Below are 25957 nucleotides of genomic sequence, written 5' to 3'. Positions count from 1 at the left end.
CCGTCGCCGCCCGACCGAGAGACTGGAGCGGTGGATCAGGACAGCATCAGCATCTCCTCCGAGCTCGCCCAGGTGACGGCGCACTGGACGCCCCGCGTCGTCGGGCGCGTGAACGACCAGTACGTGAAGGTGGCGAAGCTGCTCGGCGAGCTCGTCTGGCACTCGCACGACGAGGAGGACGAGATGTTCCTCGTCGTGTCGGGCCGCCTGCGCATCCAGCTCGAGGACCGGCCCGACGTGCATCTCGCTCCGGGCGAGTTCTTCGTCGTCCCGCGGGGCGTGCGGCACAACCCCGTGGCCGAGGAGGAGGTCGAGATCGTGCTGATCGAGACCGTCACCACCGCGCACACCGGCGACGTCGTCGTCGCCGGCACCGTGCCGATCGACGCGCAGCTGAGCCGCTCCCCCGAGCAGTCGGGCTGAGGAGCGCCGACCACCTCGGTCGTTGCAGGAGCAGGAGCAGAAGCACAGCGAGCCCGGGCGGGCTAGCCTGCAGGGGGTGTGCCGGGAAGTCTGGTCGGCCGACAGCGGATCGCTGTCGTGATGCAAGCGAAGGACGCTCCGTGACCCGTGCCCGCACCACCCCCCGGACCGCTCCCCGCGCCCGGCCGTGCGCCCGGCCGCACCCCTGGACGAGCACGCGATGAGGGCCGCCGACCCGAAGCGGCCCACCGACAGCGCACTGGCGATCAGCCCGCTCGCCCACGTCTCCCCCGCGCTGCTGGCGCTCGGCATCTTCTTCGCCGTCGCCGTGCTCTTCACAGTGCTCCTCGCCCTGCCGTTCTCGGCCGCGGACGGGCGGTTCACCCCGCTGCACGACGCGCTCTTCACCGCCTTCTCCGCGGTGACGGTCACCGGCCTCGTCTCGGTGGAGACGGCCACGCACTGGTCCTTCGTCGGTCAGCTGATCATCCTGCTCGCGGTGCAGACCGGCGGACTGGGCATCGTGACCATCGCGCTGCTGCTGGCGCGCGCGGTCACCCGCAGCTTCGGCGTCCGCTCGCGGATCTTCGCCCAGCAGGGCATCGGCACCAGCAAGCTCGGCGAGGTCCAGTCGCTGCTGCGGATCGTCGTGGTGACGACGCTCGCGATCGAGGCGGCCCTCGCGGCCGTGCTGCTGCCCGCGTTCGTCCTGGCGGAGGACTCCGTGCCGCTCGGGATCTGGCACGCGGTCTTCTACTCGGTCTCGGCGTTCAACAACGCCGGCTTCGCGGCCAACGAGGGCGGCCTCGCGGCGTTCGACGGGAACCTGTTCATCCTGATCCCGATCATGCTCGGCGTCCTCGTCGGCAGCTTCGGGTTCCCCGTCTTCCTGGTGCTCATGATGAGCCGGCACCACTGGCGGCGCTGGTCGCTGCACGCGAAGCTCACGATCACCGTCACCACGGGACTCCTCGTCGTCGGCGCCGTGCTCTGGGGAGCGCTCGAGTGGAGCAACGCTGCGACGATCGGGAGCATGAGCCCGGGCGAGAAGATCCTGCACGCCCTGTTCTCCTCGGTGATGATGCGCTCGGGCGGGTTCTCGCTCCTCGACACCGGGGCGTCGGAGCCGATCACGCTGCTCGCGACGGACGCGCTGATGTTCGTCGGCGGCGGCTCGGCCTCGACCGCGGGCGGCATCAAGGTCACGACGATCGCGATCCTGTTCCTCGCGATCGTCGCCGAGGCCAAGGGCGACCGCGACGTGATGATCTTCGGCCGCACCCTCCCCCAGGGCGCCCTCCGGGTCGCGATCAGCGTGACCTTCCTCGGCGCGACCCTGGTCCTGGGCGGCACCGCGGCGATCATGCTCGTCAGCGACGAGCCCCTCGACCGGATCCTCTTCGAGGTCATCTCGGCCTTCGCGACCTGCGGGCTGAGCGTGGGGCTGAGCGAGCAGCTGCCGCCCGCCGGGCAGTACATCCTCGCCGCGCTGATGTTCGCCGGCCGCATCGGCCCGATCGGCCTCGCCTCGGCTCTGGCGATCCGGCGGAGGAACCTCCTCTACCGCTACCCGGAGGAGACTCCGGTCATCGGCTGAGCTCCGGCCCGTGGCGATCCCACGAGCGCGCCCGGCCGCCGCTCACCGGAGCTGACTGAACGCCTCGACCTCCGCGGGCTGGCCGCCGACCAGGATGGTGTCCGCGCTCTCGAGCACGGTGTCCGCGGTGGCGTACTCCCAGGGCGCCTCGCCGCGCTTGTAGGCGTTGACGGTCACGCCGAACTTCTCCCGCGCGCGGACCACGCCGAGCGGGCGGCCGATGATCGGCTGGCAGGCCGTCGTCTTGACGAGGGCGAAGTTGTCCCCGATCTCGACGTAGTCCTGCATCGCCCCGCGGACGAGGTGCGCGACGCGCTTGCCCATCTCCTTCTCGGGGTAGACCACATTCGGCACGCCGAGCTGCTCGAGGATCAGGCCGTGCTGGTCGCTGACCGCCTTCGCCCAGATGTTCGGCACGTCGAAGCGCAGGAGCAGCGACGTGGTGAGGATGCTCGACTGGATGTCCGAGCCGATCGCGACGACCACGCGGTCGAAGTCGGGCAGCGAGAGCTGGCGGAGGGTGTCCTCGTCGGTGGAGTCGGCGCGGACGACGTGCGTCAGGCGGGTGTTCAGCGACTGCACCACCTGCTCGTCGTCGTCGATGCCCAGCACCTCCGTTCCCGCCTTCATCAGCTCGAGGGCGAGGGCCTGACCGAAGCGGCCCAGGCCGATGACGGCGACCGAATCGGCCTCCGCGACGCGGTCGGTCCTCGTCGTGCCGGTGAGCAGTCGTCTCTTAGCCAATGACGGGCCTCTCTTTGGGGAGTTCGTAGCGGATCTTGCGGCGACGCAGCGCGAGCGCGGACGCGAACGTGATCGGACCGAGCCGTCCGACGAACATCAGGAACACGAGGATCAGCTGCCCCGCCACGGGGAGATCGGCGGTGATGCCGGTCGACAGCCCGACCGTCCCGAACGCCGACACGGCCTCGAACAGCACCTGCCGCGTCGGGAACGGGCTGATCAGCAGCAGCACCACCGTCGAGCCCAGGACCACGGCGACGGAGAGCAGCGCCACGCTGATCGCCTCGCGGTGGACGGCGCGGGAGAGCCGCTTGCCGAGCACGTTGACGGCGCCCTCTCCCCTGACCTCGGTCCAGATGATGAAGAGCAGCACGGCGAACGTCGTGATCTTGATCCCGCCGGCGGTTCCGGCCGGACCGCCGCCGATGAACATCAGGACGTCCATCCCGAGCAGCGTCGCCTCGTCGAGCGCGCCGATGTCGACGGTGTTGAAGCCCGCGGTCCGGGTCTGCACGGCCTGGAAGAACCCGGCGAGCACCCGGGCCGCAGGGTCCAGCGCGCCGAGCGTCGCGGGATTGCTCCACTCGATCGCGGTGATGTAGACGGTGCCGGTCCCCAGCAGGATCCCGGTCCCCCAGAGCACGAGGCGGGTGTTCATCGACCACAGCCGCGTCGTGCCGCCGTACTTGCGCAGCTGCGTGATCACGGGGAAGCCCAGTCCGCCGAGGATGATCGCTGCGCAGATCGGGAGGCAGACGATCGGATCCGAGGCGAAGGAGACGAGATTGTCGCTGAACAGCGAGAACCCGGCGTTGTTGAAGGAGGAGACGGCGTGGAAGACGCCCAGCCACAGCGCGCGCGGGAGGCTCTCGCCGTAGGTGAGGGAGAACTGCGCGGTGAGGATCAGAGCGACGACCCCCTCGATCACGAACGACACCCCGGCGACGCCCAGGACCAGCGCCCGCACGTCGGGCAGGCCGCTGGCGTGCGTCTCCGTCACGGTCGTCAGGCGGGAGCGGATCGAGAGCTTGCCGAGGACCAGCAGACCGATGATGCTCGCGAAGGTCATCACGCCGAAGCCGCCGAGCTGGATGAGCAGGAGGATGACGGTCTGCCCGAACGGAGTCCAGAACTGGGCCGTGTCCACCACGACGTGCCCCGTCACGCAGACCGCCGAGGTCGCGGTGAACAGGGCCTGCAGGAAGGAGGCGCCACCCGGCCCGGCGGTGGAGATCGGCAGGAGCAGCAGCCCCGTCCCCACGACGATCGCGCCGAGGAAGCCGATCGCGATGCTCTGGGTCGGGTGCAGCTGCAGGCGCGAGGGGGCAGCCGCGGATCTCCGACGAGCACGAGTCAGCACAGCCGTCACCCTATAGCGCCCCGGGCTCGACGCTTCGCGGCGATCGAGCACTACAGCGGTCCCCGCTCCATCGCCGCTCGTGCTGAGAGAGGGTTCCGGCGTCGGTGAGGCAGCCGCGAGTCCACGCGCGCTTGTCCTCGCAGCGCGTCGAAGCGGATCGATCTCGCCGCATGCTGACGCGGCCGGCACGGACAGGCGCGGTCGAAGACGTCGCGACCGCGCAGCCGGTGACCGGGCTTCAGGAACCGGTCACGCCCCGGATCCGCGCCCGAGAGGCCGGGTGCGGGCGACGGTCACCGCCCGCACCACGAGTCCGGTCAGCACCGAGAACAGCAGCACGTGCACGCCCGTCAGTGGCGGGCCCGCCGGCCCGTCGACGACCGTCCACTCGGCGACGAGGTCGCGGGCCGCGTCGGCGCTGCCGAGCGCCGCGCCGGTGAGGGGACCGGCGGGGTAGGCCGCGAAGGAGTCGAGCGCCCCCGTCTCGACGTCCAGCCAGGCGAACTCCGAGTCGTTGCTGCCGTCGACGGTCGAGAGGTGCAGCAGGGCGGTGCGCTCGTCGCGCCAGCCCAGCATGCTGCTCCAGCGGTCCTCCGGGAGGGGCAGGCTGCGCTGCGCGGCGGCCCCTCCTGCGAGGTCGATCACCCGCAGCCCGGCCGCGTCGACGGCCGCGAGACGATCGCCGCCGGGGGACCACGCGTCTCCGTCCAGGGCTCCGCTCAGGGGCGCCAGCTCGCGCAGGACCGCCCCGTCAGCGGCGTCGAGGATCACGAGGGCGTCCTCGGTCTCTGCGGCGACCTGGCGACCGTCCGGCGAGAGGGCGCCGGAACGCGCGTCGGGCGGGCGGTTCCCGGACCGGGGCTCGAGCTCGAGGGTGCGGGCCGCGCCGGAGGAGAGGTCGAGAGTGGTGAGGGTGCCGCTCAGCGCGAAGTCGGGACGGGAGTACCGGCTCATGTCGTCGTCGCTCGTGAGCAGCAGGGCGGTCCCGCCCGCGGAGTCGATGCTGAGCGCGACCGCGCTCCTCGCACCGGGGACGGGGACGGTGCGGCTCTCCAGCGTGCGCAGGTCGAGCACCTCGACGCTCCCCTCCTGCCCGGGTGCGCTGATCACGACGAAGGTCCCGTCCGCGGCGAGGACGCTGTCGGCGGGATCGCCCTGGTCCGCGGCGACGGAGCGCTCCTCAGCCGCCCCGAGTCGCCGGTAGGTCGTGCCGTCGGCTCCGAGGACCACCGCCTGCGGCACGTCGAGGAACTCGACGCCGACGCCGTTCTGATAGACCATCGCGGCCGCGTCGATCCGCGACGGCTCGAGCATCGGGGTGAACCAGGAGTAGGTCGCGATCCGCGACGGGAAGACGAGGGAGCCGCCCGAGATCGCGGCCGACGTCAGCGGCCACAGCAGCCCGGCCACCGCGAGGGCGGCCACGACCGCGGGCACGCGGCTCGGCCGCTCGCCGTCGATCGACCTGCCGCTCACACGCCCTCCCCGGACTCGGCACCGCCGGCGCCCGCCCGCCCAGGTGCCGCCCCTTCAGAGTACGGACGGCCCCGGAGCCGGTGGCGGCCGGCCGCGGATGTTCACCGGGCCGTCATCCGGACGCGCGGGAGCGTGCGGCGGGACGAACCTTCACGATGCACACTGGCGCCATGACTCCTGACCTCGATGTCGACCAGGTCGTCCGCGAAGCGACCGCCGCACTGCGGATCCGGTCGAGGCGTCGCCGCGTCGCAGCCGCCGCCGCGCTCGCCGTCACCGGCGCCGTTGGGCTCTCGTCCTGCGTCACCCACTGCAACGAAATGGGGTACCGGAACACCCTGCGAGTGACCGCGACAGGCGACGACGTAGCGGACGTCCGGCTCTGTTCCGGTGAGATCTGCGCCGAACCGTCTCTCGATGGAGCCCCTGCGACCCGGGGCGCCTTCGTGGTCACCCGCGACGTCCCCGGGCAGTGGACCTACGACTTCGGGGCCATCCTCCCGGACTCCGTCCACCTGACACTCCTCGATGAGGCGGGAACCACCCTCGACGAGCAGGACCACGCGATCGACTGGAGGCTCGTCGATGAACCGAACGGCGGCGGATGCGGCTGGCGCGCTGACACCTACGAACTGGCCGTCGTCCTCTGAGAACGTGGCGGGCCCGCGCTCGACACTCGATCCGCTTCCTCAGCCGAGCACCGGAAGCGACGAGCGCCGACGGCGCGGCTAGAGGACCGGTGCCGCCTGCTGGCGGAAGTCGCTGGGTGTCGTTCCGGAGTGCCGCTTGAAGGCGGTGCTGAAGGCGAAGGCGTTCTCGTAGCCGACCTGCCGGGAGACGGATGCGACGGTCCTGTCGGGATCGAGCAGGAGATCCGCGGCGACGGTCAGACGCCAGCGCGCGAGGTACTCCATCGGCGGCCGGCCGACACTCGCCCGGAACCGCTGGGCGAGCGAGGCCCGCGAGACGTTCACGCTGCGCGCGAGGGACTCGACCGTCCACGGCTCGCCGGGGCGCGAGTGGAGCCGGTCGAGAGCGGCGAGCACGACCGCGTCGTCGCAGGTGAGCCACGTCTCTCCCCGGTTCGCGGCCAGCTCGCTCCAGCGCCGCACCGTGGCGACGGTGAGGACGTCGAGGAGCCGGTCGATGACGACCCGACCGGCGGTCCCCTCCCGGGACAGCTCCGCGGCGAGCATCCCGATCACGGGATCGCCGGGCGTCCCGCTCCTCACGACCGCCACCCGCGGAAGTGCGCGCAGCACGAGTCCGCCCACCTCGTCGGAGCGGTCGTAGGAGCCGACGAGGAGAGCTGTCTCGCCACCCGAGGCCGTGCCCCAGTGGCGGACGCCGTTGCGCAGCTCGTCCGAGAGATCGCGGCCGTCGATGCTGACGCACCGATGCCCCGGATCGATGCGGATCGTCGGATCGCTGCCCGCCGCGTCGGACACGGTGTACGGCTCCGGCCCGCGCACCAGGGCCACATCGCCCTCTCCGAGCGGGACCCCGTCCAGGAGCGCCGACCCTCGGAGCACGGCGAGGACCGTGAGCGGTGCGCGGTCGCGGACGTCCAGCGCCCACGGTCCGTCCATGTCCACGAGCAGCGCGAACGCTCGAGTCGCGCGGGGACCGGAGAGGAAGTGCTCGAGCGGGTCCATGGCACCGATGCTAGACGCTGACGAAGGCGGAGTGGACTCCGACCCATTCGCAGTCCAGGAAGGAACCGGTGGAATCGAGGCATGACCTTCCTCCTCCTCGGCGGCGCCGGCCGCACCGGCTCCCGCATCCTCGAGCGGCTCGTCGCCCGCGACCGCCCCGTCCGCCTCGCCTCGCGCAGCACCGGCTTCGACTGGGACGACCGGAGCACCTGGCCCCAGCCACTCAGCGATGCTCGCGCCGTCTACGTCTGCTTCTCCCCCGACCTCGCCTTCCCGGGCGTGCCGGAGAGGATGGCCGAGCTCGGACGGCTCGCCGCCTCCACCGGAGTGGAGCGACTCGTCCTGCTCTCCGGGCGCGGGGAGGAGGGCGCGCGAGCCAGTGAAGCCGCCCTCCGCGAGGGCGGCTTGCCGGTCGCCGTCCTGCGCTGCTCGTGGTTCCAGCAGAACTTCTCGGAGCACTTCCTCACCGGACCGGTCCGACGCGGTCGACTGGCGCTGCCGGCACCCGACGTTCCGGAGGCGTTCGTCGACCTCGAGGACGTCGCCGACGCGGCAGTCGCCGCCCTCCTGCGCGCGGAGCCTGCGGCCGGGACCTGGGAGCTGTCGGGCCCGGAGCTGCTGACCTTCACCGACATCGCGCGGATCCTCCAGGAGGAGATCGGCGCGCCGGTCGAGTTCGCCCAGGTCGCAGTACCGGAGTTCGTGGACGACCTGGCCTCCGACGGCGTCCCACCCGAGGAGGCCGAGCCGCTCGCGCGCCTGTTCACGGAGATCCTCGACGGCCGGAACGCGAGCCTCGCGTCCGGGGTGGAGGCTCTGCTCGGGCGGGCGGCCTCGCCGTTCCGCGCCTACGCGCGCCGGACCGCGGCGACGGGGGTCTGGCGGTGATCGCGACGATCGTCGTCGTCGGCACCGGCATCCTGGCGGGGGTCTACACGGCCTTCTCGACGATGGTGCTGCCCGCACTGCGACAGGAGAGCGCCCGGGAGGCCACCGCGACGATGACCCGGATCAACAGCAGAGCGGAACGCGGTCCCTTCATCGTGCTCTTCGGCGGCACGGCCGTCGCCGCCCTCGTCCTGGGAGTCTCGGGCCTGCTGCGGGGCTCGGCCTCGGACGTGCTGATCGCCGGAGCGTCCCTCTCCGGCACGGCCGTCACCGTGCTCCGCAACGTGCCGCTCAACCGCGGTCTCGACCGCGGTGGTGCCGGCGAGTGGAGTCACTATCAGCGCTCGTGGACGCGCTGGAACAGCTGCCGTGCACTCCTGTCGATCGCGGCGGTCGTTCTCGCGACCCGATCGTGACCGGCGCGCGGTCGGCCGAAGGGTTCGCGCGCGATCGGGGATCACGCCACCGAACCGATCGCATTCGAGGGGAACCGCTGCGGCTGCCGACGGAAGGCACTCGATCGTTACCGATCTCGTGCTCAGGGGGACTGCGGTGCGCGAGGACCGTCGGTAGCGTGGCCGACATGAGGAACACCGTGGTCCCCGTTCTCGCCGTGATGGCACTCGTCCTGACCGGCTGCGCGACAGCCGAGTCGACGTCGGCGCAGCAGACGCCGTCGAGTGCGGCGTCAGCAGCACCGGCGGCGACGACCGCTCCGCCGACGCAGTCGCCTTCGGCGGTGCCGACAGCGACGCCGTCAGCGGCCCCGGCAGCGACTCCGACGGAGACGCCGGTGTCGGACGAGATGCAGACCGAGGCGACCTGCCTCACGGTGCTGACGGACGCCGAGTACGCCTCGTTCGAGGAGTCGGGGCTGGCTCTCACCCCCGAGATCTTCGTCCTCGACGACACGATGCAGTCGCTGATCGATGCCGGCGGGCTCCCCTGCTACTGGACCCGCTCCGGCGGCGACGTCCGCGTCTGGTACGCCCAGGCGGCCCGCACGAGCGACGAGTGGGACGCGCAGAAGCAGGGCCTCCTCGGCGAGGGATGGACGGCGCTCGACGGCGCCGTCGAGGGCACGATCCAGGCTCCGACCGACAGCGACGACGACTACATCCCCGCGATGACCTACCGCGACGGGACCGCCTACTACGTCAGCTACGCCGATCTGCTCGGCTCGGTGAGGGCGCTGCAGTAGCGGCCCCGATGCCGCTGCCGCCGGCCTAGGCCGGGTTCGACTTCAGCAGCCGGGTCACCGCGATCATCGCGCCGCCGACCACCGCCGGAATCCCGCCGCCGGGGTGCACCGAGGCGCCGACCCGCCAGAGCCAGGGCCGCAGGGGGTCGTGGTAGGCGGGCTGGTGGAACGGACCGCTCTGCCAAGAGGGGCGCGCCGCCCCGTAGAGGGCGCCGTGCGGCTCGCCGCCCTCGCCGTAGTACTGCGGGTCGAGCACGGTCACGTCGTCGAGGAGCTCGGTGAGGGGACGCTCGAGCCCGAGCGCGCGCGAGACGCGGTCGACCTCGCGGCGCACGAAGGGGTGCTCGACCGTGTAGCGACCGCCGTCGGCGGGGGTGGTGAGCAGGATGCCGAGGGTGCCGTGCGGATTCGGGTAGACCTCGCCCGCGCGGTACTGGTTGACGAAGACCATCGTGTCCGCCGGCTCGTCGCCCGCCTCGAGGCTGCGGTGCAGCGCCGCGGGCTTCGACGGCAGCACGACGCTGTGGGTCGCGATGTGCGGGGGCAGCTCCTCCCGCAGCACGCCGTAGACCGCGACGGCCGAGCAGGAGAGGATGCGGGGCCGCACGCGGGGAAGCGACGGGATCCGCGACGGACCGGTCAGCAGGGCGAGCCGGTCGGCGTCCACGGCGCTGACGACGAGGTCGGCGGGATAGCGCCCGGCGTCGGTGGTGACCGAGCCGCGCTCGATGCGGGTGACCCTCTCGCCGGTGCGCACCTCGCACCCGGCCGCCTCGGCCAGCCGGCCCAGCGCGAGCACGATCTCGTACACGCCGCCGCGCGGCACCCAGGCCCCGGTCTCGGCCATGATCGCCGGCATGCTCGCGTAGAGGGCGGGGGTCCGCGCGGGCGAGACGCCCGCGTTGAGGGTGTGGATCGCGATGATCTCGCGCAGCCCCTCCGGCAGCCACGGCAGGCCGTCGAGGTAGGCGCGCGTGGTGAGGCGCGAACCATAGACGGCCAGCAGGCGACGGAGCGCCGGCAGCGCGGCGCGGTCGAGCGGATCGGCGAGCAGCAGCTCGGTCACGTCGTCGGCGAGCGGCGCGTGCAGCTCGGAGAAGCGGCGCCAGGCGGGGTACCAGGGGTGATCCGGCGCCACCGGCAGGGTGGTCTCCTCGCCGTCGTAGTAGTAGCGGCCGACCTCGGGCATCCGCACCAGGTCGAGGCGGCCTGCCTCGCCGACGCGGTCGTCGGCACGGCCGTCGCCGAGGCGCCGCAGCAGCTCGTCCCACACCGCGGGGAAGGTCACCAGGGACGGCCCGGTGTCGATGCGGTCCTCCCCCAGCTGGATGCGGCGGCTCTTGCCGCCGAGCTCGGCGGAGGCCTCGAGCAGGGTGACCCGGTGACCGGCGTGCGCGAGGAGCGCGGCGGCGGTGAGCCCGCCGATCCCGCCGCCGACCACGACGACGCGGCTCATGACAGGTCCCCCAGCACGATCGAGACGAGCAGCAGCACCCCGGCGAACGACCCGGCGATGTAGGGGAAGGCGACCGACAGGCGGTAGAGGCGGTGCCCGGTCTCGGGCGTCGGGTCGCGCAGGAGGCTCAGCACGAGGACACCGGCGATGACGAGGTTGGCCGCGGCCACGGGCACGCTGACCACCGCGAACAGCGCCGTGGAGACGATCCACCAGGCCCCGCTCCAGAGCGCCGTCCCACGCGGACCGAGCCGCACGGCGGTGGTGGTGATGCCCGCGTCGCGGTCCTCCACGATGTCCTGCACCGCGTCGAAGGCGTGCTTGGCGACGCTCCAGGCCATCAGGCCGAGGGCGGCGGGCCACACCGGCGACACCTCGAGGGCCGCCGGCACGATGACCAGAGGCAGCGCGTACGCCGCGTTGCTCAGCGAGTCGAGGAAGGGCCGAGCCTTGAAGCGCAGCGGCGGTGCGGAGTAGAAGACGAAGACGCCCGCGTAGAGCAGGATCGCCGCGTTCGCGAGCAGCGGCAGCGTCACGAGGAAGTAGACGAGGAACGGGACGTTCGTCACCGCGACGGCCCAGGCGATGAGCCGCACCTCGGACTGCCGGATCCGCGCGCCCTCGATCGAGCCCTTGCGGGGGTTGGTCGCGTCCGTGTCCTGGTCGTAGATGTCGTTGACGCCGTAGATCAGCAGGTTGAAGGGCAGGGTGAGCCACAGGATGATCGGCAGGGCCCGCAGGTCGAACAGCGCGCCCGTCAGCCACACGGCGACGAGGCCGGAGCCGATGGTGTTGATCCAGAGCACCGGGCGCGAGATGTGCACGAGGCGGCGCACGGCCGCGATCGATCCCGACGGCGCGGTGCGCGACATCCGCTCACTGCTGTCCGTCACATCGTCCAGGCTACCCGGCGCATCTCGGCGCAGGGTGACGGGCATCCGGGCCAGACTGGGGGGATGCGCCTGATGCTCCTCACCGCCGGCACCCGCGGCGACGTGGAGCCCTTCGCGGCCCTCGCGCGGCTCGCCGCCTCGCGCGGTCACGAGGTGCGGCTGGCTCTGCCCGACGACGCGCACGCGCCGGACGGGGTGGACGCCGTGGCCCTCGGTCTGGACGCGCGGCGGGTGCTCTCCCCCGCCGGCCGCACGCCGTGGGCGCTCGCCCGGCATCTGCGCACCGAGGTGCGGCCCGCGATGCGGCGGATGCTCGCGACCGCGGTCCGCGAGACGCTCGCCTTCGAGCCCGACGTGGTGGTGCACCATCCGCTGATCCTCACCGCGCCGATGGCGGCGGACGCGCTCGGGGTGCCGCGCGTGCTGGTGGAGTTCGCGCCGGTGGCCACGCCCAGCGAGCGCTTCCCCGCCGCCGGGGGCCCCACGGCCACCCGCGATCTCGGCGAGTACAACCGCTTCACCTACGCCGTGCCGCGCAGCGCCGCGCGCCTCTTCGCCGCCGACGTCGCGCGCGCCGCGGTCGAGCTGCCGGGCGGTCGTGCCCCCGCTGAGCGATCGCCGTCGCGCGCCACGCTGATGGCGGTGAGTCCCGAGCTGCTGCCGCGGCCCGACGACTGGCCGGAGCGGGTGCACCAGACGGGCGCCTGGTACGAGGCGGAGCAGGCGGCGACCGCCGATCCCGCGCTCGCCGACTTCCTCGGCGCCGGGCCCGTCGTCGTCGCCTCGTTCGGGTCGATGGCGACCGGGGACGCGGCGGCCCGCGGGCGCGCGATCGTCACGGCCTCCCGCTCCCTGGGCCTCCGGGTGCTGCTCGTCACCGGCTGGGGCGGACTCGCCCTGCCCGCGGAGTGCCGCGGCCCCGACGTGCTGGCGGTGCGGTCGGCGCCGTTCGACGCGGTCCTGCCGGGGGCGGCCCTCGCCGTGCACCACGGCGGCGCCGGCACCTCCCACGCCGTCGCCCGGGCCGGTGTGCCCGCGGTCGTCGTCCCCGTCACCGCCGACCAGCCGTTCTGGGCCGACCGGCTGCACCGGCGGGGGCTGGCCGCCGCTCCGATCCCGCTGCGCCGCCTGTCGGCCGGGACCCTCGCGACCGCGATGAGCGACGCCCTGTCCCGCCGCGAGCGGGCCGCCGAGGTGGGGCGACTCATGCGCAGCGAGCACGGGGTGCAGCGGGCGCTCGACGCGCTCGAGGCGCTCTGAGGCGGGGCGACCGGTTCGAGGACCGCCCCTAGGATCGGCTCGTGCGCAGGCCTGTGATCGCCCTCCTGTCGGCCGTCGCCCTGCTGCTGACGCTGACCGGATGCGCGCGGAGCGACGGATCGGCCGAGGGCGCGCGGCTGGCCGACGCCCTCCGCGCACTGCCCACGGTGACCGGCGTCGAGGTCGAGACCATCGAGGCACCGGCGTTCGCCGCATCGGGGTCCAGCACGACCGTCACGGCCGCGATCGACGACGACGCGACCCTCGCCGACCTGATGACCGTGCAGGACGTGCTCGTCGAGGGCGAACACCCCGCCGTCAGCGGCGAGCTGCTGTACCGGGACTTCGCCGTCCACGGCGTCGTCGAGCCGCAGCAGCTGGAGACCCTCGTCGCCCTCACCGATCTCCACCCGTTCAGCGGCGAGGTCATCCAGGGCGCGGAGGCCCCGTTCGTCGACGTCGACGGGGGCCTGGACGGGCTGCGCGACGCACTCGCGGACACCGAGCCCCTCGCGGCGGAGCACCGCGACGTCTTCCTCCGTGTCGTGGCCCCCGCCGCCGAGCGGGAGGTCTCCGGCGTGCGGCTCGACGACGAGTTCCTGATCGGCCTCCTTCGTGACTACTCGACGGTGGCGGGCCTGGAACGGGTGGAGGACGACGACGACGAGTCCGAGGACGCGCTGATCGTCACCCTGAGCGACGACTCGCAGCGCGCCGCCATCGAGGCGTCCATCGCCGACGCCGACGAGCGGGGCGTCCTCGACTACGACGTCACCCTCGTCGTCTAGCCCGGCGGTCACCCGCTCCGCCGACCGGGCCGCTGGCGGCAGTAAAGCACAACAGTCATTGCGCAATAGTCGTTGTTCTTCTACCGTGAGGCCATGCCTCCTGTGGACTCCTCTCGCTCGACCCTCGTCACGGCCGCGTCGATGCGGGTCCTCGCGCACCCCACCCGCCTCCGCCTGCTCGGCCTGCTGCGCGAGCGGGGACCGCAGACCGCCGCCCTCCTGGGCGCTGTGGTCGGCGAGGCGCCGGGCACGGTGAGCTACCACCTCGCGAAGCTCGCGTCGATCGGGCTGATCGGGCCCGCGGAGGGGCAGGGCACCGACCGGCGGCAGCGGTGGTGGCGGGCGGAGGCCGCGGTGACGAGCTGGGAGCCGGCCGAGCTGCTCGAGGACCCCGACACCCTCGAGGCCTCGGCCGCACTGCAGAAGTCGATCGCGCAGGTGTACGCCGCCCGGTACTCGGAGTACATCGACGCGACGCCGGCGCTGCCGCGCGACTGGGTCGCCGCCGGAGCGAGCAGCGACCGCAGCCTCCGGCTCACCGTCGACGAGCTCGCCCGGATGGCCTCCGAGTTCGAGGCCCTCACCGCCCGATGGCTGGAGGCGAGTGCCGCGCACGATCCGGACTCCGCCGACGGAGCCCAGCCGGTGGTGGTCGTCTACCAGGCGTACCGGCGGCCCTAGGCCCTGCGCCGTGACAGGCCCCGCCGCACCCGCCGAACGCCCGGATCGACGGGCCCTCGGTTCGCTCGCCGCACTTTTGACCGCCCACGCGGTGTCGCAGACGGGCAACGTCGTCACCGCCTTCGCGATCCCCTTCTACGTCCTCGGCACCGGCGGATCCGGCACCGACGTCGGGCTGGCCGCGTTCTTCGCGACGGCCCCGATCGTCCTCGGCGGCACCCTCGGCGGGGTCGTCGTCGATCGCGTCGGTCCTCGACGAGCGGCGATCGTCGCCGACCTCGCGAGCGGGGTGACCGTCCTCGCGATCCCCGTCGCGGCTCAGACGGTGGGTCTGCCGTTCTGGGCGCTGCTCCTGCTGGTGTTCGCCGGCGGCCTGCTCGACACCCCGGGGCAGACCGCGCGGCGCGTGCTGCTCCCCCGCCTGAGCGCCCGAGCGGGGGTCCGCCTCGAGCAGAGCGTCGGACTGCTGGACGGCTCCGAGCGCCTCGCGCGACTCCTCGGCGCCTCCGCGGCGGGTCTCCTCGTCGCTCTCCTCGGTCCGGTCGCGTCCCTGTACGTCAACGCTGGGGCGTTCGCCCTCTCGGCACTCCTCACCCGGGCCCTCGTCGTCGTTCCTCCCGCGCCGGGCATCGAGGAGGGAGTGGATGCCGGGGATCGAGGGAGCGCCGGGGATCGCGCGCCGACCCGCGCCTCCTACTGGGCGGACCTGGCCGACGGCGTCCGGTTCCTGGTCCGCGACCGGCTCCTCCGGGCCGTCATCGCCCTCGTCCTCGTCACCAACCTGCTCGACGCGGCGCGCAGCTCGACCCTGCTCCCCCTCTACGCGGACGACCGGCTCGGCGGTGCCGCCGCCCTCGGCCTGCTCGTCGCGGTGCTCGGCGGCTCCGCGCTGATCGGGAACGTCGCCTTCGGCGCCGTCGCGCACCGCCTGCCCCGCCGGGTGACGTTCTCGACCTGCTTCGCACTCGCCGGCGCTCCCTCCAGCGCCGCCCTCGCGCTCGGCGCACCTCTGCCGCTCCTCGTCGCCGCGTTCGCCCTGTCGGGGCTGGCCGCGGGGTCGATCAACCCGATCCTCGGCGCCGTCCAGCTCGAGCGGATCCCCGAGCACCTGCGCGGCCGGGTCTTCGGGCTCGTCAACGCCGGCGCCTGGGCGGGCGTGCCGCTCGGAGCCCTGCTCGGCGGCGTCGCCGCGGACACCGTCGGGCTGGCCGTCGCGTTCGGCGCGATCGCCGTCCTCTACGCGCTGATCACCCTCAGCCCGCTCACCGGCGGCACCTGGCGGCAGATGGAGCGCGGGGCGTCCGACCCCCGGTAGACGATCCCGGCCACCCCGTCAGGCCCGCGGCTCGCTGTCCGCAGCGGAGCCGAGGGGGTGGGTCACGAGCAGGTAGCGCGCCGGGCCCTCGGCGTCCGCCGGGACCGACCAGCGGTGCGGTCGGGTCGTCTCGATGGTGATCGATCCGCCGGCGGACACCGCGTGGGACGCGCCATCGGCGTAGGTCAGCACGGCGGTGCCCTCGGTGACGAAGACGAACTCCTCGCCGGGGTGCGTGAAGTCGACGTCGTCGGACTCGCCCGGCTGCGCGGTGAAGAGGTAGGCCTCCATCCGGCGGCCCGGACCGCCCGCGACCAGCCGCGCGCGCGGGGCGTGCGGCGCGTTGCTCGCGCGCAGGTGCGCCTCCGGCGTCGTGTCGTCGGAGGAGGCGATCGCCGGCACCAGCTCGGCGGGCGGCACGTCGAACGCCGCGGCCAGCGCGTAGAGGGTCGAGAGGCTCGGCAGCAGCAGGCCGTTCTCGAGTTTCGAGAGGAAGGGCTGCGAGACCCCGGCCTCGGCCGCGAGCGCGCGCATGGAGAGTCCGCGCATGGTGCGCAGGGCGCGCACGAGCGCGCCGATCTCGGAGGCGAGGGCGGGTGCCTCCGCGGCGTCGTCGCTCATCGGTCCTCCGGGTGGTGCTCTTGCGGCGTGCGATTACTCCTGGTTATCATCACGACGTTGATAACGCCAGGTTATCAGCCCTCCGATCGGGAGCATCCGATCACCGTCGAAGGGCAGCACCGTGACCAAGCAGATCTTCCTCGGCGCGTTCGAGGAGTTCACGCCGAACTTCATCAGCAACGCCTGGCACCACCCTCGCGGCGACACCCGCGACTTCGCCACGCTCGAGTACTGGCAGGACCTCGCCCGGAAGCTCGAGGACGCCGGCTTCGACTTCCTCTTCCTCGCCGAGGCGCTGGGCTACCCGATGAGCGGCGACGATGTGCCGGAGGTGGTGATCCGCGAGGCCGTGCAGGTCCCCGTGCACGACCCGCTCGCCCTCGTCAGCGGCCTCGCGGCGACGGTCGACCGCCTCGGCTTCGTCGTCACCGCCTCCACCACCGCGCAGCAGCCCTACCTCAACGCCCGCACCTTCACCACGCTCGACCACCTGACCCGGGGCCGCATCGCCTGGAACATCGTCACCTCCGACAACCAGGTCGCCCTCACCCGGCTGCTGGGGCTCGACGGCGTCACCCCGCACGACGAGCGCTACCGCCGCGCGACCGAGTTCGTCGAGCTGTGCCTGAAGCTCTGGGAGGGCGCGTGGGAGGACGAGGCGGTGGTCTACGACAAGGCCACCCGGACCTACGCCGATCCGGCCAAGGTGCACCGCATCCGGCACGAGGGCGAGTACTTCCGCTACGACGGCTACTTCCCGGCGATCCCGTCGGTGCAGCGCACCCCGCTGCTGCTGCAGGCGGGCACCTCCTCCGCCGGCCGCGCCTTCGCCGGGCGCTACGGCGAGTGCGTCTTCATCCAGGACCGCGACCTCGACAAGGCCGCCGCCACCGTCGCCGACCTGCGGGCGCGGGCCGAGGCGAACGGCCGCGACCCCCGGCACATCACGGTCCTCCCCTCCGTCTCGATCATCGTCGGGGAGACGGAGGAGGAGGCCGCGCGCCTGCGGGCCGAGCTCGACGCGACCCCCTCGCGCGAGGCCGCCGCCGCGCTGTTCATGGGGTGGAGCGGCGTCGACCTGATGTCGTTCCCGCTCGACGCGACCCTGGCCGACGTGACGACCGAGGTCGGGCAGACGATGCTGGCGATGTTCCAGCAGCCCGAGTACAGCCCGACCGTCGCCGAGATCCTCGACGTCATCACGTCCTCGATCGGCGGCATGCGGGTCACCGGGACCGCGGAGTCCGTCGCCGACCGGCTGCAGGAGATCGTCGATCGGACGGACGTCGACGGCTTCCTGATCGAGTACACCTACGGCTCGTGGGAGACGTACCGGGACTTCGCCGAGCAGGTGATGCCGCTGCTGCGCGAGCGCGGCATGCTGCCCGAGACGCCCCGCTCCGGGTCGATGCGCGAGCGGATCCTCGGGCGCGAGGTGCCGACGCTGCCCGCCGGGCACCCGGGCTCCGCGTACCGGGTGGGCGAGCCGCGCTGACACTCCGGGACGCGGTCGGCCGGGAGTGGAGCACTCCGGCGCGTCTCGCCCCGCGCGGACGCCTCAGGTGCGCAGGTGGGCGCTCACCACGGCGTCCGCGACGCGCTCGGCCGCGCTCGATCCGGTGAGCGGCTCGCCGCGCAGGCGCATGGCGAGATCGCCGGTCACGACGAGGAGGAGCTCCTCCGCGAGTCGCGGCGCCTCCTCCCCCACGAGCGGCTCGGCGAGCTCGGTCAGCCGGTCGCGCAGCGAGCGGGTATCGGCGCGGACCGCCTCGGCGAGCTCCGCAGGAGGGTCGAGGTACTCCGCGGAGGACGCGAGGAACGCGCACCAGCGGGCTCCGTGCGGCCGGGCCCGGAAGCGCTCGAGCGCGGGGAGCACGGCGAGCAGGCGCTCCCGGTCCGAGCCCGCGTCCGCGATCGCGCCCTCCCAGGTCTCGAGCCACGCTGCGTGCCGGCGGGCGAGGGCGGCGGCGACCAGCGCCTCCTTGCTGGAGTAGCCGCGGTAGAGGGTGGCGGCCGAGACGCCCGCCAGGGCCAGCACCGCGTCGATCGGCGTCGCCGCGATGCCGCGGGAGAAGAAGAGCTCCTCGGCCGCATCGAGCAGCTTGGCCTCGGTGCGGGGCCTGATCGAGCCGGTCGGAGGTGACGTCGCCATGACTCCAGCTTAGACTCGCAATATGAAACGGTCGTTTTCGTTAGCGGTCTCCTCGCCCGTTCCGCTGATCGTCGCCGCGACCGGGCTCATCGCCGCCGCCTACGGTCTCGTGCGCTTCGCCTACGGTCTGCTGCTCCCCGAGATGCGCGCCGAGCTCGGCTTCGACGCGGCCACGGCGGGCGCGGTCTCGGCCGGGGCCTCCGTCGCCTACTGCCTCGGCGCGGTCGCGGGCTTCGTCCTCGCCTCCCGCGCGGCGCGGCTCCTCGTCCTGGCCGCCGGCGCGACCGCCGGCGCGGGCTCGCTCGGGATGGCGCTCAGCCACGAGTTCGCGCCGTTCGCGATCGCCGCCGTCGTCAGCTCGATCGGCGCCGGCCTGGCGTCCCCGGCTCTGGTCGACGTGCTCCGGAGGGGCGTCCGCCCCGGGCTGCAGAGCCGGGCGCAGACCATCGCGAACTCGGGGACCGGGCCCGGCCTGATCGGCGCCGGCGCCCTCGCGCTGACGCTGCTGCCGGACTGGCGCGCGGTCTGGGTCGTCGCCGCGATCGCCGCGGTCGCCACCGCCCTCGCGGTCACCGCCCTCGACGGCACGGCTGCTCGCCGCGAGACTCCCGCCGCCCTCTCGACCGCCTGGCTGCGCGCCCACCGGGGTCTGATCCTCGCGGCGGCGCTGCTCGGGGCGGGATCCGCCGGGGTCTGGAACTACGGCAGGACGCTGCTCGTCGACGAGGGGAGCAGCACCGCGGGATCGGTCGTCGCCTGGGTCGTCCTCGGCGTCGGCGGCACCGCCGCGATCGCCACCGCCCGCTGGACCAGCACCCTGTCGCCGCGCACCGCCTGGACGATCACCACGGCGACCGCCGCCGCCGGGACCCTCGGCCTGGCCCTCGCCGCCGGCACTCCGCTCGCCCTCGTGGCCTGCCTCCTCTTCGGCTGGGGCTACACGGCCGGCACCGGAGCCCTCATCGCGTGGACGGCCTCCCTCGACCCCGAGCGCGCGGCGACCGGCACGGCGCTGCTCTTCGTCGTGCTCATCGCCGGGCAGGCCGTGGGCGCGATCGCGATCGGCGCGCTGCTCGACGGACCCGGCGCGATGATCGCCTTCACCGTCGCGGCGGTCGCCACGCTCGCCGCCGGAGCCGCCCGCCGCGGGCGGAGGGTCGCCCCGACGGCGGCGACCGCCACGCGCTCCTGTCCGCAGGACGAACAGTTGGCACGGCCGCGCACCCGCGCGGGTGGGGGCGCCGCGTAGGGTCGATGCATGGCCGGTTCCGATCGCGAGGTGCGTCTCGCCGAGGTGTTCGTCTCTCTCGCGCGATCGCTCGAGCCCGATCACGACGTCATCGACACGATGGACGTCCTCGTCCAGGCCGCGACGCGGTTCACCTCCGCCGTCGACGCCGGCATCGTCCTCGCCGACGAGACCGGGACGCTGCACGTGCTGGCGTCCACGAGCGAGCGGGCGTCCGACGTCGAGGAGGATCAGCTGGGGACGCGCGAGGGACCGTGCCTGGAGTCCTTCCACACCGGCGAGCCCGTCGATCTCCCGGACCTCGCCGACACCGACCGGTGGCCGGACTTCACCCGGGTCGCCCTGGAGCGGGGCTTCCGCTCCGCGCACGCCACCCCGCTCCGCCTGGGCAGCCGCACGCTCGGCGCCCTGAACGTCTTCTGCGAGGGCAGCGGATCGCTCAGCGCCGGGGAGATCGCCCTCCTCCAGGCGTTCACCGACGTCGCGGCCCTCGCGCTCGTGCACAGCGAGAACCTGCAGCAGCAGAACGACCTCGCCGCGCAGCTGCGGCACGCCCTCGACTCGCGCGTGCTGATCGAGCAGGCCAAGGGCGTCATCGCCGAGCGCAACGGCGTCAGCATCGACCGCGCCTTCGCCCTCATCCGCACGCACGCCCGCTCGAACAGCACGCGCCTGCATGACGTCGCGCACCGCATCGTCACCACCACGACCGGCCTCTGACACCCGGTCCGATCGGCCCGCGCCGCTCTCGCGCCGTCATGGCCGTCGAGCGAGTCCTCGATCCGATTCTGCGCAACCCCCTCGATTCGCGACCGGGCACGACGTAGCGTTCACTCCACCGCATCCCGGTCCCTGGTGTCGGAACACTTCTCGTGCTCGGACCAGAGGATCTGATGAACACCTTCTTCTACGCCGGAACCGCCGCCCTCGTCGAGGACGCGACCGCCACCGCCGTGATCGACTACTCCAGCGCCCTCGCCCGGCAGGGCCGGGTCGATACCGTGACCCTGGTGGACCACGCCTCGCCTGCCGAGCAGGCCCACGTGCTCGTGACGCTCGGCGCGGGCGTGCCCCTCGCCGTGCGGGGCCCCGCGGGCTCCTCGGCGGCCACGACGGAGGAGGACCTCCGGCAGCGCCTCGAGGCCCTGCGCTCCCCACTCGTGGCGCCGTCGGACGCGGATCCCCGGATCATCGACGACCGGGACGTCGACTACACCTGGCTCGACATCGAGCCCGCTGTGACGAGCCACTCCGAGGAGTGACGGCGCCCGCCGGTCATGACAGCCGGAGGGATCCGACGGTCAGCCGGCGTCGCCGTCGGCGCGGTTCTCGGCGTCGAAGTCGTTCGTGATGATCGTGAGCGCCGCGTGCGGGGTGATCAGGATCCGGGCGGTGTTCGCCCGTCCCTCGCCGTAGTTGACGGTCAGCCACTGCGGCGTCGGGGCGGCGAGAGCAGCGTCGACCTCGGCCTGGAACTCCTCGAGGGTGCGATTGCTGACGGTGTGCACGACGCCGTTGTAGATCAGGTCGATGCGCTTCACAGGTGCTCCCCGTGCGCGGACGGACGGACGGACTCCGCGGGCTCGGCCGACACGTAGAGGCCGCCGGCGGAGTTGGCGAGATCGGTCAGCGCGCCGATCCACGTGGGGTTGATGCGGGGCATCCGCCCGCCGAAGTACTTGTAGCGCAGGGCGTGGGAGGGGTGCAGCCAGATCGCGCTGCGGCCGTCGCCCATGCTGTGGTCGTCGCGCCAGCTGAGCAGGAACGACTCGTTGCGGCGCAGCTTCGCCGTGATCACGATCTGCAGATGCGCGAGCACCCGGTCCTCGAAGTCGATCTCCACCGAACCGTCGTAGTGCAGCTTCCCCATGGCGTCTCCAGCCCGTGTCCAAGCCGACGGACGCCAACCGGCCTCGATGATGCCGAAGGGAGGCCCCCTGTGCCAACGGGCTTGCCAAGATCGCGATCGTCTGCCTGATCGGAGCTGCCCGATGCCACCGCGCACCCGATGCCGCGCGGGCGACCGACGGAGGCGATCGACCTCGCCCGACTTGTCATCGGCCCGGCGTCCTCTGCAGAATCGAAGCACCGCACCCTGGTCCCCGGTGTCGGTCGCCAGCCGTTCTGCGACCCCCGAGGACTGTGAGATGAAGACCGTTCCCTGCGCCGGCGGAGCCGTCGCCCTCGACGACGACGCAGCCGCCGCCCTCCTCGACTACTCCGAGGCCCTCGCGCACCTGCGACTGACGGGCACCGTCACGATCGTCGGCCACACCGCCGCGGACAGCACCGCCCCCGCTGTGCTCGCCGTGGGCCTCGGCGCCACGTTGACGATCGAAGACGACCCCGCCGGCAGCGACACCGACGACCACGGCTCCCCGGCCCCCTCGCGGTCCGCGCTCGATCCGGAGTGAGGCGCGGGCCGGGGAGCACCGCGCCTGGCCGAGGAGCGGTGCTCCCCTGCTCCTACGGCCCGATCGCCTTCCACCCGGTCGAGGTGCTGCACTCGCCCCTGGCGACGCACATCCGGTACGTGCGCTGAGGCGCGGAGCCGCCTCTGAGACGATCGGAGCTCGCGAACTCCACGGAAGGCCCTCCCATGCGAGCATCCCGTCCCTCTCCCGGCGACTCCTGGCCGTCGCAGATGCTGATCACGACCGAGCACGACCCGCTGGCGCTCCTGGAGCTGCTCTGGGTCCGCGAGGCGTGGGGCCTCGACCCCGAGGGGGACGCACCGCCTCCGCTCGAGATCGCTCCTGCGCGGCTCGGATCGGCGGATGCCGAGTGGGAGCGCGCCTGGCCCCGGCTGTGGCGGGAGTGCCTCGAGCATCGGGCCGTCGAGACCGGCCCACTGCTCCAGCGACTCCCGAGCACCGCCGACGGATCACCGGAGCGCGCCCGGCTCCTCGGACTCGTCCTCGGCCCGAGCTGGCACGCGAGCTTCGGTGACGACTCGCTCGGCGCGCCCTTCCTCGCCTGGCAGGAGGAGCGCCGGTCCGCGGAGCCGGACGAGCACGCCGTCCCGCTCGAGGAGACCCCGGAGCGGCGCTCACTCCACGCCCTCATCCCCGCCTGGGAGGCCGGCCTGACGACGATCGTCACCCTCCCCTGCCGGGGCGAGTACACCCGCACCGTCTCGGGGTCGACGCTGATCCTCACGGCCCGCGATCGCCGCGACCCCGGTCGCTACGAAGCGGCGCTCCGGCAGTTCACCGCCGACGCGTCGCGCTAGCCCGGGGCGCTCCGCTCTTGACCTGCGCCCCCTATCTTCCTATTCTTCGATCATGCCCAGACGGAAGCAGGGAACGGTCCTCCCCCTCGAGCTCGACCTCCTGGACGCGCTCCTTCAGGCGGGCGAGCCGACGCACGGGTTCGCGCTCGCGGCGTCCCTCGCCACCGGGGACGGGCGACCGCTCACCGCGCACGGCACCCTCTACAAGGCACTGGGGCGGATGCAGGAGCGCGGCCTCGTCTCGTCGTCCTGGGAGGACAAGGCCGAGGCGACCGCGCAGGGCCGCCCTCCGCGCCGCTGCTACGAGGTGACCGGCGAGGGGCGCGCCGTCGCTCACGCCGCCGCTGCCGCCCGCTCGACCGCCGGCGCGCGGGCCGCCTTCGTCGTGGGCGGAGCAGCGTGAGCGCCCGGTCGTCGGCGGCCGTCCGCCGCTCCACCGTCTCCGCGCTGCGATGGTGCCGCCTCTACACCCGCGGGCTGGATCCGCACGTCGCCGTCGAGCGCGCGGAGGAGATCGCCTCCGACCTCTTCGAGCACACCCGCTGGGCGGAGGAGCGGGAGCAGGCTCCCGGACGCACCGCGCGCCAGATCAGGTCGCGGACCGTCCGTGGCGCGGGAGCGGATCTGCTGTGGCGCCGCGCGCGACTGCACGAGGGCGGCGCGGAGATCCTCTTCAGCGCACGGGTCGGCTCGCTCTCCCTCGCGCTCTGGGCCGTCGTGCTCGTGATCGTCGCCGCCTCCGTCGTCATGGGCGGGTGGGCGAGCATCCGACTGGCCACCGAGAGCCCGGTGCCGCTCGCCGCGGTCGTCCCGGTCCACGCCGCGACCGGCGCCGCCTCGCTCGCTCTGCTGCTGCTGCTCCACCGCCGGACCCGGAGCGTCGGCGCCGTGCTGGGGGCGATCGCCGTCACGGTGCTCCCCACGGTCGCCGTCGACGCGCTCTGGTACATCAGCGCCACGGTTCCGGTGCTCGTGTCCTCGGTGCCCTCCCTCGACCTCGTGCTCCTGCTGCTGGGCAACGCGCAGGGACTCGTCCTGCTCGCCGCCGTCCTCTGCTGGTCGATCGCGCGACGGCCCGCCGCAGAGCAGGTGGCGGCATGACGGATCCGCGCCCTCGGGGCCGCACCCGGCTGCGCGCCGCGATCGCCCTCACTGCGGCGGGGCTGCTCCTCACCGCCGGCGTCGGCACCGTCCTCGTCGCCACGGTGACATCGGCCGTCCAGGACTACGACGACGCGTACCCGGCCGCACGGGCGGCGGATCCGGCCACCGGTCGCGAGGACGGGCCCTCGACGTCCCTTCCGTCCGACTCGCCTGCGGCGCGAGGGCCGATGACGCCGTCCGAGGTGCCGACCGAGGTGCCCGCCGAGCCGCCGACCCCGGTCGCCACCCCCGACGGGCACCGGTACGACGAGTGGGGCGTCCGCCTCTACGACGTCTCCGACACTCCGGATGACGTCACCTACCCGGCCTCCTTCATCGACGGCGAGCTCGACAACGCGGTCGGCTGGGTCGACATGCAGCTGCGCATCGCCGCCTGCATGCGCGACGAGGGCCACGACTACACCTTCAAGCTCTGGTGGGAGCGGTCGCCCGAGGATCCGGGCGGAGAGCCCCTCGCGGCGGACAGCGACGCCTGGGCCGCCCTGTACGGCACGAACCTCGCCTCCGCCGGCCCCTACGACTGGACCCGGGCCGGCTGCCACGGCCGGATCGTGCACGAAATGGGGAACGATGCCGCGCACTGATCACCCGGCGAGCCCGCCCCGGTCCGAGTGGACGGCCCGCGCGCGGGCGGGGATCCTCGAGACGGTCGTCGCCGGTGTCCGGCGGGCAGGGCTCACCGCGACGCTCATCGGAGCATTCTTCCTGCTCGCCGCCTGGACGCTGACGACCGTGATCCTCGACACCACTGCGCGAGACCTCCGCGAGCTGATCACCGGAGTCGTGAACTTCGACACGCACACCTCCACCGGTCCGGGGCTGGTCGCCGCCGGGCTGGTCGCACTCGCCTGGCTGGCGGCCGCCGGTGTCGCCCTGCGTCGGAGCAGGATGCCCACCGCGGGAGCGATCGCGCTCTGCGGGCTGACCTCGGCGGGCACGCTCGGGCGGTTCTGGTGGTCGGGGCCCTTCACCCCCGTCCAGTTCCGGGAGTACCCCGAGGAGCTGATCGTGCTGAGCGTCCTGGCGCTCGCGGCACCGGTCCTCGCCGCCGCCGCAGCTGCCCGCGCCGGTCTCCTGCATCGCCGTGCGACGCGGTTCATCGGGGCGGCCGCTGGGGCGCAGGTGGCCGGAGTCTGGGGTCTCGCCCTCATGGATCCGCCGACGACGATCGCGGGCGTCCTCGTCGCCGCCGTCCTCCTGGCACTCGCCCCGTTGGCCTCCGCGGTCACCGGCGCGACCTTCGCCCTCCCGAGCCCGGCGGGTACCCCACGCTCCACAGCTGATGAAGGCTGCGGAGAACCGTCGCGGTGACGAGCGCGCTAGGGCTCGGGGCGCTCTCCCCGCACAGGGTCAAGCACCGCCGGCCGGCGAGGTCAGAACGGCGCTCACCGTCGTGACGACGGCGAGCAGCAGGCCGGCCGGGACGGACCATCGCGGCCGGTACGCGCCGATGACAAGGGTGGAGAAGGTCAGGACCGCACCGGCCCCGACGAGAGTGAACCACCAGACCAGCGGCCACGCCGGTCCGGCCAGGCAGTCCAGCGGCGGGACGTTCGTCTCGAGGAAGAGACCGCGGTAGGTGGCGGCGCACCCGACGAGGAACAGAGAGCTCACAGCGACGCCGAGCCCGGCGAGGACAGCGCTCGCGAATCCGCCGATCACCCCGACGAGGACGAGGAGCGAGGCGATCGCGTCGGCGGCCGGCCCGGGGGTCGGACGCCCCCGATGCATCACCACGACCGGACCCCAGGGGAACCAGGGGTGATGATCCGAGGCGCCGGCCGACCGGCCGCCGACGCGCT

The 25957-nt window shown here is 73.2% G+C and carries 31 protein-coding genes; 20 read left to right on the top strand and 11 right to left on the bottom strand.

Annotation, left to right across the window (positions count from 1 at the left end):
• The first annotated feature begins 30 nt into the window (after window positions 1-30).
• Entirely contained in the window at window positions 31-423 is a 393-nt protein-coding gene (locus HQQ82_RS19655; protein ID WP_173231182.1) for a cupin domain-containing protein, read from the top strand.
• Between the two features lie 220 nt (window positions 424-643).
• Complete coding sequence (locus HQQ82_RS00655; protein WP_173231181.1) at window positions 644-2020, top strand: TrkH family potassium uptake protein; 1377 nt, start codon at window positions 644-646, stop codon at window positions 2018-2020.
• A 42-nt stretch (window positions 2021-2062) separates the two neighbouring features.
• On the opposite strand, the gene HQQ82_RS00650 is transcribed toward HQQ82_RS00655, so the two are convergent.
• The 3 genes from HQQ82_RS00650 to HQQ82_RS00640 form a co-directional block, all read right to left on the bottom strand.
• Window positions 2063-2764 carry a TrkA family potassium uptake protein gene (locus HQQ82_RS00650; protein WP_173231180.1) on the bottom strand — a complete coding sequence of 234 codons (702 nt, stop codon included), beginning with the start codon at window positions 2762-2764 and terminating at the stop codon, window positions 2063-2065.
• Window positions 2757-4124 carry a potassium transporter TrkG gene (locus tag HQQ82_RS00645; protein ID WP_173231179.1) on the bottom strand — a complete coding sequence of 456 codons (1368 nt, stop codon included), beginning with the start codon at window positions 4122-4124 and terminating at the stop codon, window positions 2757-2759. The genes HQQ82_RS00650 and HQQ82_RS00645 overlap by 8 nt, the downstream gene beginning before the upstream one ends.
• Before the next feature lie 249 nt (window positions 4125-4373).
• Entirely contained in the window at window positions 4374-5600 is a 1227-nt protein-coding gene (locus tag HQQ82_RS00640) for a hypothetical protein (protein WP_173231178.1), read from the bottom strand.
• Between the two features lie 170 nt (window positions 5601-5770).
• On the opposite strand from HQQ82_RS00640, the gene HQQ82_RS00635 reads away from it, so the two are divergent.
• The gene (locus HQQ82_RS00635) at window positions 5771-6250 is read left to right on the top strand and encodes a hypothetical protein (protein WP_173231177.1); all 480 of its coding nucleotides are present in this window, start codon (window positions 5771-5773) and stop codon (window positions 6248-6250) included.
• 78 nt (window positions 6251-6328) lie between these two features.
• Here the strand turns inward: HQQ82_RS00635 and HQQ82_RS00630 are convergent, their stop codons facing one another.
• Complete coding sequence (locus tag HQQ82_RS00630; RefSeq protein ID WP_173231176.1) at window positions 6329-7255, bottom strand: AraC family transcriptional regulator; 927 nt, start codon at window positions 7253-7255, stop codon at window positions 6329-6331.
• Between the two features lie 81 nt (window positions 7256-7336).
• On the opposite strand from HQQ82_RS00630, the gene HQQ82_RS00625 reads away from it, so the two are divergent.
• From HQQ82_RS00625 to HQQ82_RS00615, 3 genes are all read left to right on the top strand, one after another.
• Window positions 7337-8143: an SDR family oxidoreductase gene (locus HQQ82_RS00625; protein WP_173231175.1), complete on the top strand. Its 807-nt coding sequence runs from the start codon at window positions 7337-7339 to the stop codon at window positions 8141-8143.
• Window positions 8140-8559, top strand: a complete 420-nt coding sequence (locus HQQ82_RS00620) for an anthrone oxygenase family protein (protein WP_173231174.1) — start codon at window positions 8140-8142, stop codon at window positions 8557-8559. Before HQQ82_RS00625 ends, HQQ82_RS00620 begins: the two co-directional genes overlap by 4 nt.
• 167 nt (window positions 8560-8726) lie before the next feature.
• Window positions 8727-9344, top strand: a complete 618-nt coding sequence (locus HQQ82_RS00615) for a hypothetical protein (RefSeq protein ID WP_173231173.1) — start codon at window positions 8727-8729, stop codon at window positions 9342-9344.
• A gap of 25 nt (window positions 9345-9369) precedes the next feature.
• Here HQQ82_RS00615 and HQQ82_RS00610 read toward each other — a convergent pair whose 3' ends face one another.
• Window positions 9370-10800 (bottom strand): NAD(P)/FAD-dependent oxidoreductase, encoded by a 1431-nt coding sequence (locus tag HQQ82_RS00610; RefSeq protein ID WP_173231172.1) that lies wholly within the window; start codon window positions 10798-10800, stop codon window positions 9370-9372.
• Complete coding sequence (locus HQQ82_RS00605; protein ID WP_367947750.1) at window positions 10797-11693, bottom strand: UbiA family prenyltransferase; 897 nt, start codon at window positions 11691-11693, stop codon at window positions 10797-10799. Before HQQ82_RS00605 ends, HQQ82_RS00610 begins: the two co-directional genes overlap by 4 nt.
• Before the next feature lie 63 nt (window positions 11694-11756).
• On the opposite strand from HQQ82_RS00605, the gene HQQ82_RS00600 reads away from it, so the two are divergent.
• The 4 genes from HQQ82_RS00600 to HQQ82_RS00585 all read left to right on the top strand — a co-directional run bounded on the left by HQQ82_RS00600 (window position 11757) and on the right by HQQ82_RS00585 (window position 15737).
• Window positions 11757-12953 carry a glycosyltransferase gene (locus tag HQQ82_RS00600; protein ID WP_173231171.1) on the top strand — a complete coding sequence of 399 codons (1197 nt, stop codon included), beginning with the start codon at window positions 11757-11759 and terminating at the stop codon, window positions 12951-12953.
• Between the two features lie 41 nt (window positions 12954-12994).
• Window positions 12995-13741: a hypothetical protein gene (locus tag HQQ82_RS00595; protein ID WP_173231170.1), complete on the top strand. Its 747-nt coding sequence runs from the start codon at window positions 12995-12997 to the stop codon at window positions 13739-13741.
• A gap of 93 nt (window positions 13742-13834) precedes the next feature.
• Entirely contained in the window at window positions 13835-14422 is a 588-nt protein-coding gene (locus HQQ82_RS00590; RefSeq protein WP_173231169.1) for a helix-turn-helix domain-containing protein, read from the top strand.
• Between the two features lie 76 nt (window positions 14423-14498).
• Window positions 14499-15737, top strand: coding sequence for an MFS transporter (locus HQQ82_RS00585; RefSeq protein WP_216848112.1), 1239 nt, complete (start codon window positions 14499-14501; stop codon window positions 15735-15737).
• An 18-nt stretch (window positions 15738-15755) separates the two neighbouring features.
• Here HQQ82_RS00585 and HQQ82_RS00580 read toward each other — a convergent pair whose 3' ends face one another.
• Window positions 15756-16358 (bottom strand): helix-turn-helix domain-containing protein, encoded by a 603-nt coding sequence (locus tag HQQ82_RS00580; RefSeq protein ID WP_173231167.1) that lies wholly within the window; start codon window positions 16356-16358, stop codon window positions 15756-15758.
• Between the two features lie 121 nt (window positions 16359-16479).
• On the opposite strand from HQQ82_RS00580, the gene HQQ82_RS00575 reads away from it, so the two are divergent.
• The gene (locus HQQ82_RS00575; protein WP_173231166.1) at window positions 16480-17853 is read left to right on the top strand and encodes an NtaA/DmoA family FMN-dependent monooxygenase; all 1374 of its coding nucleotides are present in this window, start codon (window positions 16480-16482) and stop codon (window positions 17851-17853) included.
• Window positions 17854-17916: 63 nt separating this feature from the next.
• On the opposite strand, the gene HQQ82_RS00570 is transcribed toward HQQ82_RS00575, so the two are convergent.
• Window positions 17917-18510 (bottom strand): TetR/AcrR family transcriptional regulator, encoded by a 594-nt coding sequence (locus HQQ82_RS00570; RefSeq protein WP_173231165.1) that lies wholly within the window; start codon window positions 18508-18510, stop codon window positions 17917-17919.
• A 22-nt stretch (window positions 18511-18532) separates the two neighbouring features.
• On the opposite strand from HQQ82_RS00570, the gene HQQ82_RS00565 reads away from it, so the two are divergent.
• From HQQ82_RS00565 to HQQ82_RS00555, 3 genes are all read left to right on the top strand, one after another.
• Window positions 18533-19759: an MFS transporter gene (locus tag HQQ82_RS00565; RefSeq protein WP_173231164.1), complete on the top strand. Its 1227-nt coding sequence runs from the start codon at window positions 18533-18535 to the stop codon at window positions 19757-19759.
• 9 nt (window positions 19760-19768) lie between these two features.
• Window positions 19769-20479: a GAF and ANTAR domain-containing protein gene (locus tag HQQ82_RS00560; RefSeq protein ID WP_173231163.1), complete on the top strand. Its 711-nt coding sequence runs from the start codon at window positions 19769-19771 to the stop codon at window positions 20477-20479.
• 173 nt (window positions 20480-20652) lie between these two features.
• The gene (locus HQQ82_RS00555; protein ID WP_173231162.1) at window positions 20653-21021 is read left to right on the top strand and encodes a hypothetical protein; all 369 of its coding nucleotides are present in this window, start codon (window positions 20653-20655) and stop codon (window positions 21019-21021) included.
• A 39-nt stretch (window positions 21022-21060) separates the two neighbouring features.
• On the opposite strand, the gene HQQ82_RS00550 is transcribed toward HQQ82_RS00555, so the two are convergent.
• Window positions 21061-21300: a hypothetical protein gene (locus HQQ82_RS00550; protein ID WP_173231161.1), complete on the bottom strand. Its 240-nt coding sequence runs from the start codon at window positions 21298-21300 to the stop codon at window positions 21061-21063.
• Window positions 21297-21629, bottom strand: a complete 333-nt coding sequence (locus tag HQQ82_RS00545; RefSeq protein WP_173231160.1) for an ATP-dependent DNA ligase — start codon at window positions 21627-21629, stop codon at window positions 21297-21299. The genes HQQ82_RS00550 and HQQ82_RS00545 overlap by 4 nt, the downstream gene beginning before the upstream one ends.
• A 277-nt stretch (window positions 21630-21906) precedes the next feature.
• On the opposite strand from HQQ82_RS00545, the gene HQQ82_RS00540 reads away from it, so the two are divergent.
• The 6 genes from HQQ82_RS00540 to HQQ82_RS00515 all read left to right on the top strand — a co-directional run bounded on the left by HQQ82_RS00540 (window position 21907) and on the right by HQQ82_RS00515 (window position 25466).
• Window positions 21907-22173 (top strand): hypothetical protein, encoded by a 267-nt coding sequence (locus HQQ82_RS00540; protein WP_173231159.1) that lies wholly within the window; start codon window positions 21907-21909, stop codon window positions 22171-22173.
• A gap of 185 nt (window positions 22174-22358) precedes the next feature.
• Window positions 22359-22991 (top strand): hypothetical protein, encoded by a 633-nt coding sequence (locus tag HQQ82_RS00535; protein ID WP_173231158.1) that lies wholly within the window; start codon window positions 22359-22361, stop codon window positions 22989-22991.
• A gap of 52 nt (window positions 22992-23043) precedes the next feature.
• A complete protein-coding gene (locus HQQ82_RS00530) occupies window positions 23044-23394 on the top strand; it encodes a PadR family transcriptional regulator (RefSeq protein ID WP_173231157.1) in 351 nt (116 codons plus the stop codon).
• Window positions 23391-24092, top strand: a complete 702-nt coding sequence (locus tag HQQ82_RS00525; RefSeq protein ID WP_173231156.1) for a hypothetical protein — start codon at window positions 23391-23393, stop codon at window positions 24090-24092. The genes HQQ82_RS00530 and HQQ82_RS00525 overlap by 4 nt, the downstream gene beginning before the upstream one ends.
• Window positions 24089-24739, top strand: a complete 651-nt coding sequence (locus HQQ82_RS00520; protein WP_173231155.1) for a hypothetical protein — start codon at window positions 24089-24091, stop codon at window positions 24737-24739. Before HQQ82_RS00525 ends, HQQ82_RS00520 begins: the two co-directional genes overlap by 4 nt.
• Window positions 24726-25466, top strand: coding sequence for a hypothetical protein (locus tag HQQ82_RS00515; protein WP_173231154.1), 741 nt, complete (start codon window positions 24726-24728; stop codon window positions 25464-25466). The genes HQQ82_RS00520 and HQQ82_RS00515 overlap by 14 nt, the downstream gene beginning before the upstream one ends.
• A 39-nt stretch (window positions 25467-25505) precedes the next feature.
• Here the strand turns inward: HQQ82_RS00515 and HQQ82_RS00510 are convergent, their stop codons facing one another.
• Window positions 25506-25886 (bottom strand): hypothetical protein, encoded by a 381-nt coding sequence (locus HQQ82_RS00510; RefSeq protein ID WP_173231153.1) that lies wholly within the window; start codon window positions 25884-25886, stop codon window positions 25506-25508.
• Window positions 25887-25957 lie beyond the last annotated feature (71 nt).

It is taken from the genome of Rathayibacter sp. VKM Ac-2856 (assembly GCF_013205055.1).
Classification (GTDB): Bacteria; Actinomycetota; Actinomycetes; order Actinomycetales; family Microbacteriaceae; genus Rathayibacter.
Note: the sequence above shows the minus strand (reverse complement) of the source record. Positions and strands in the feature narration are given on the sequence as shown.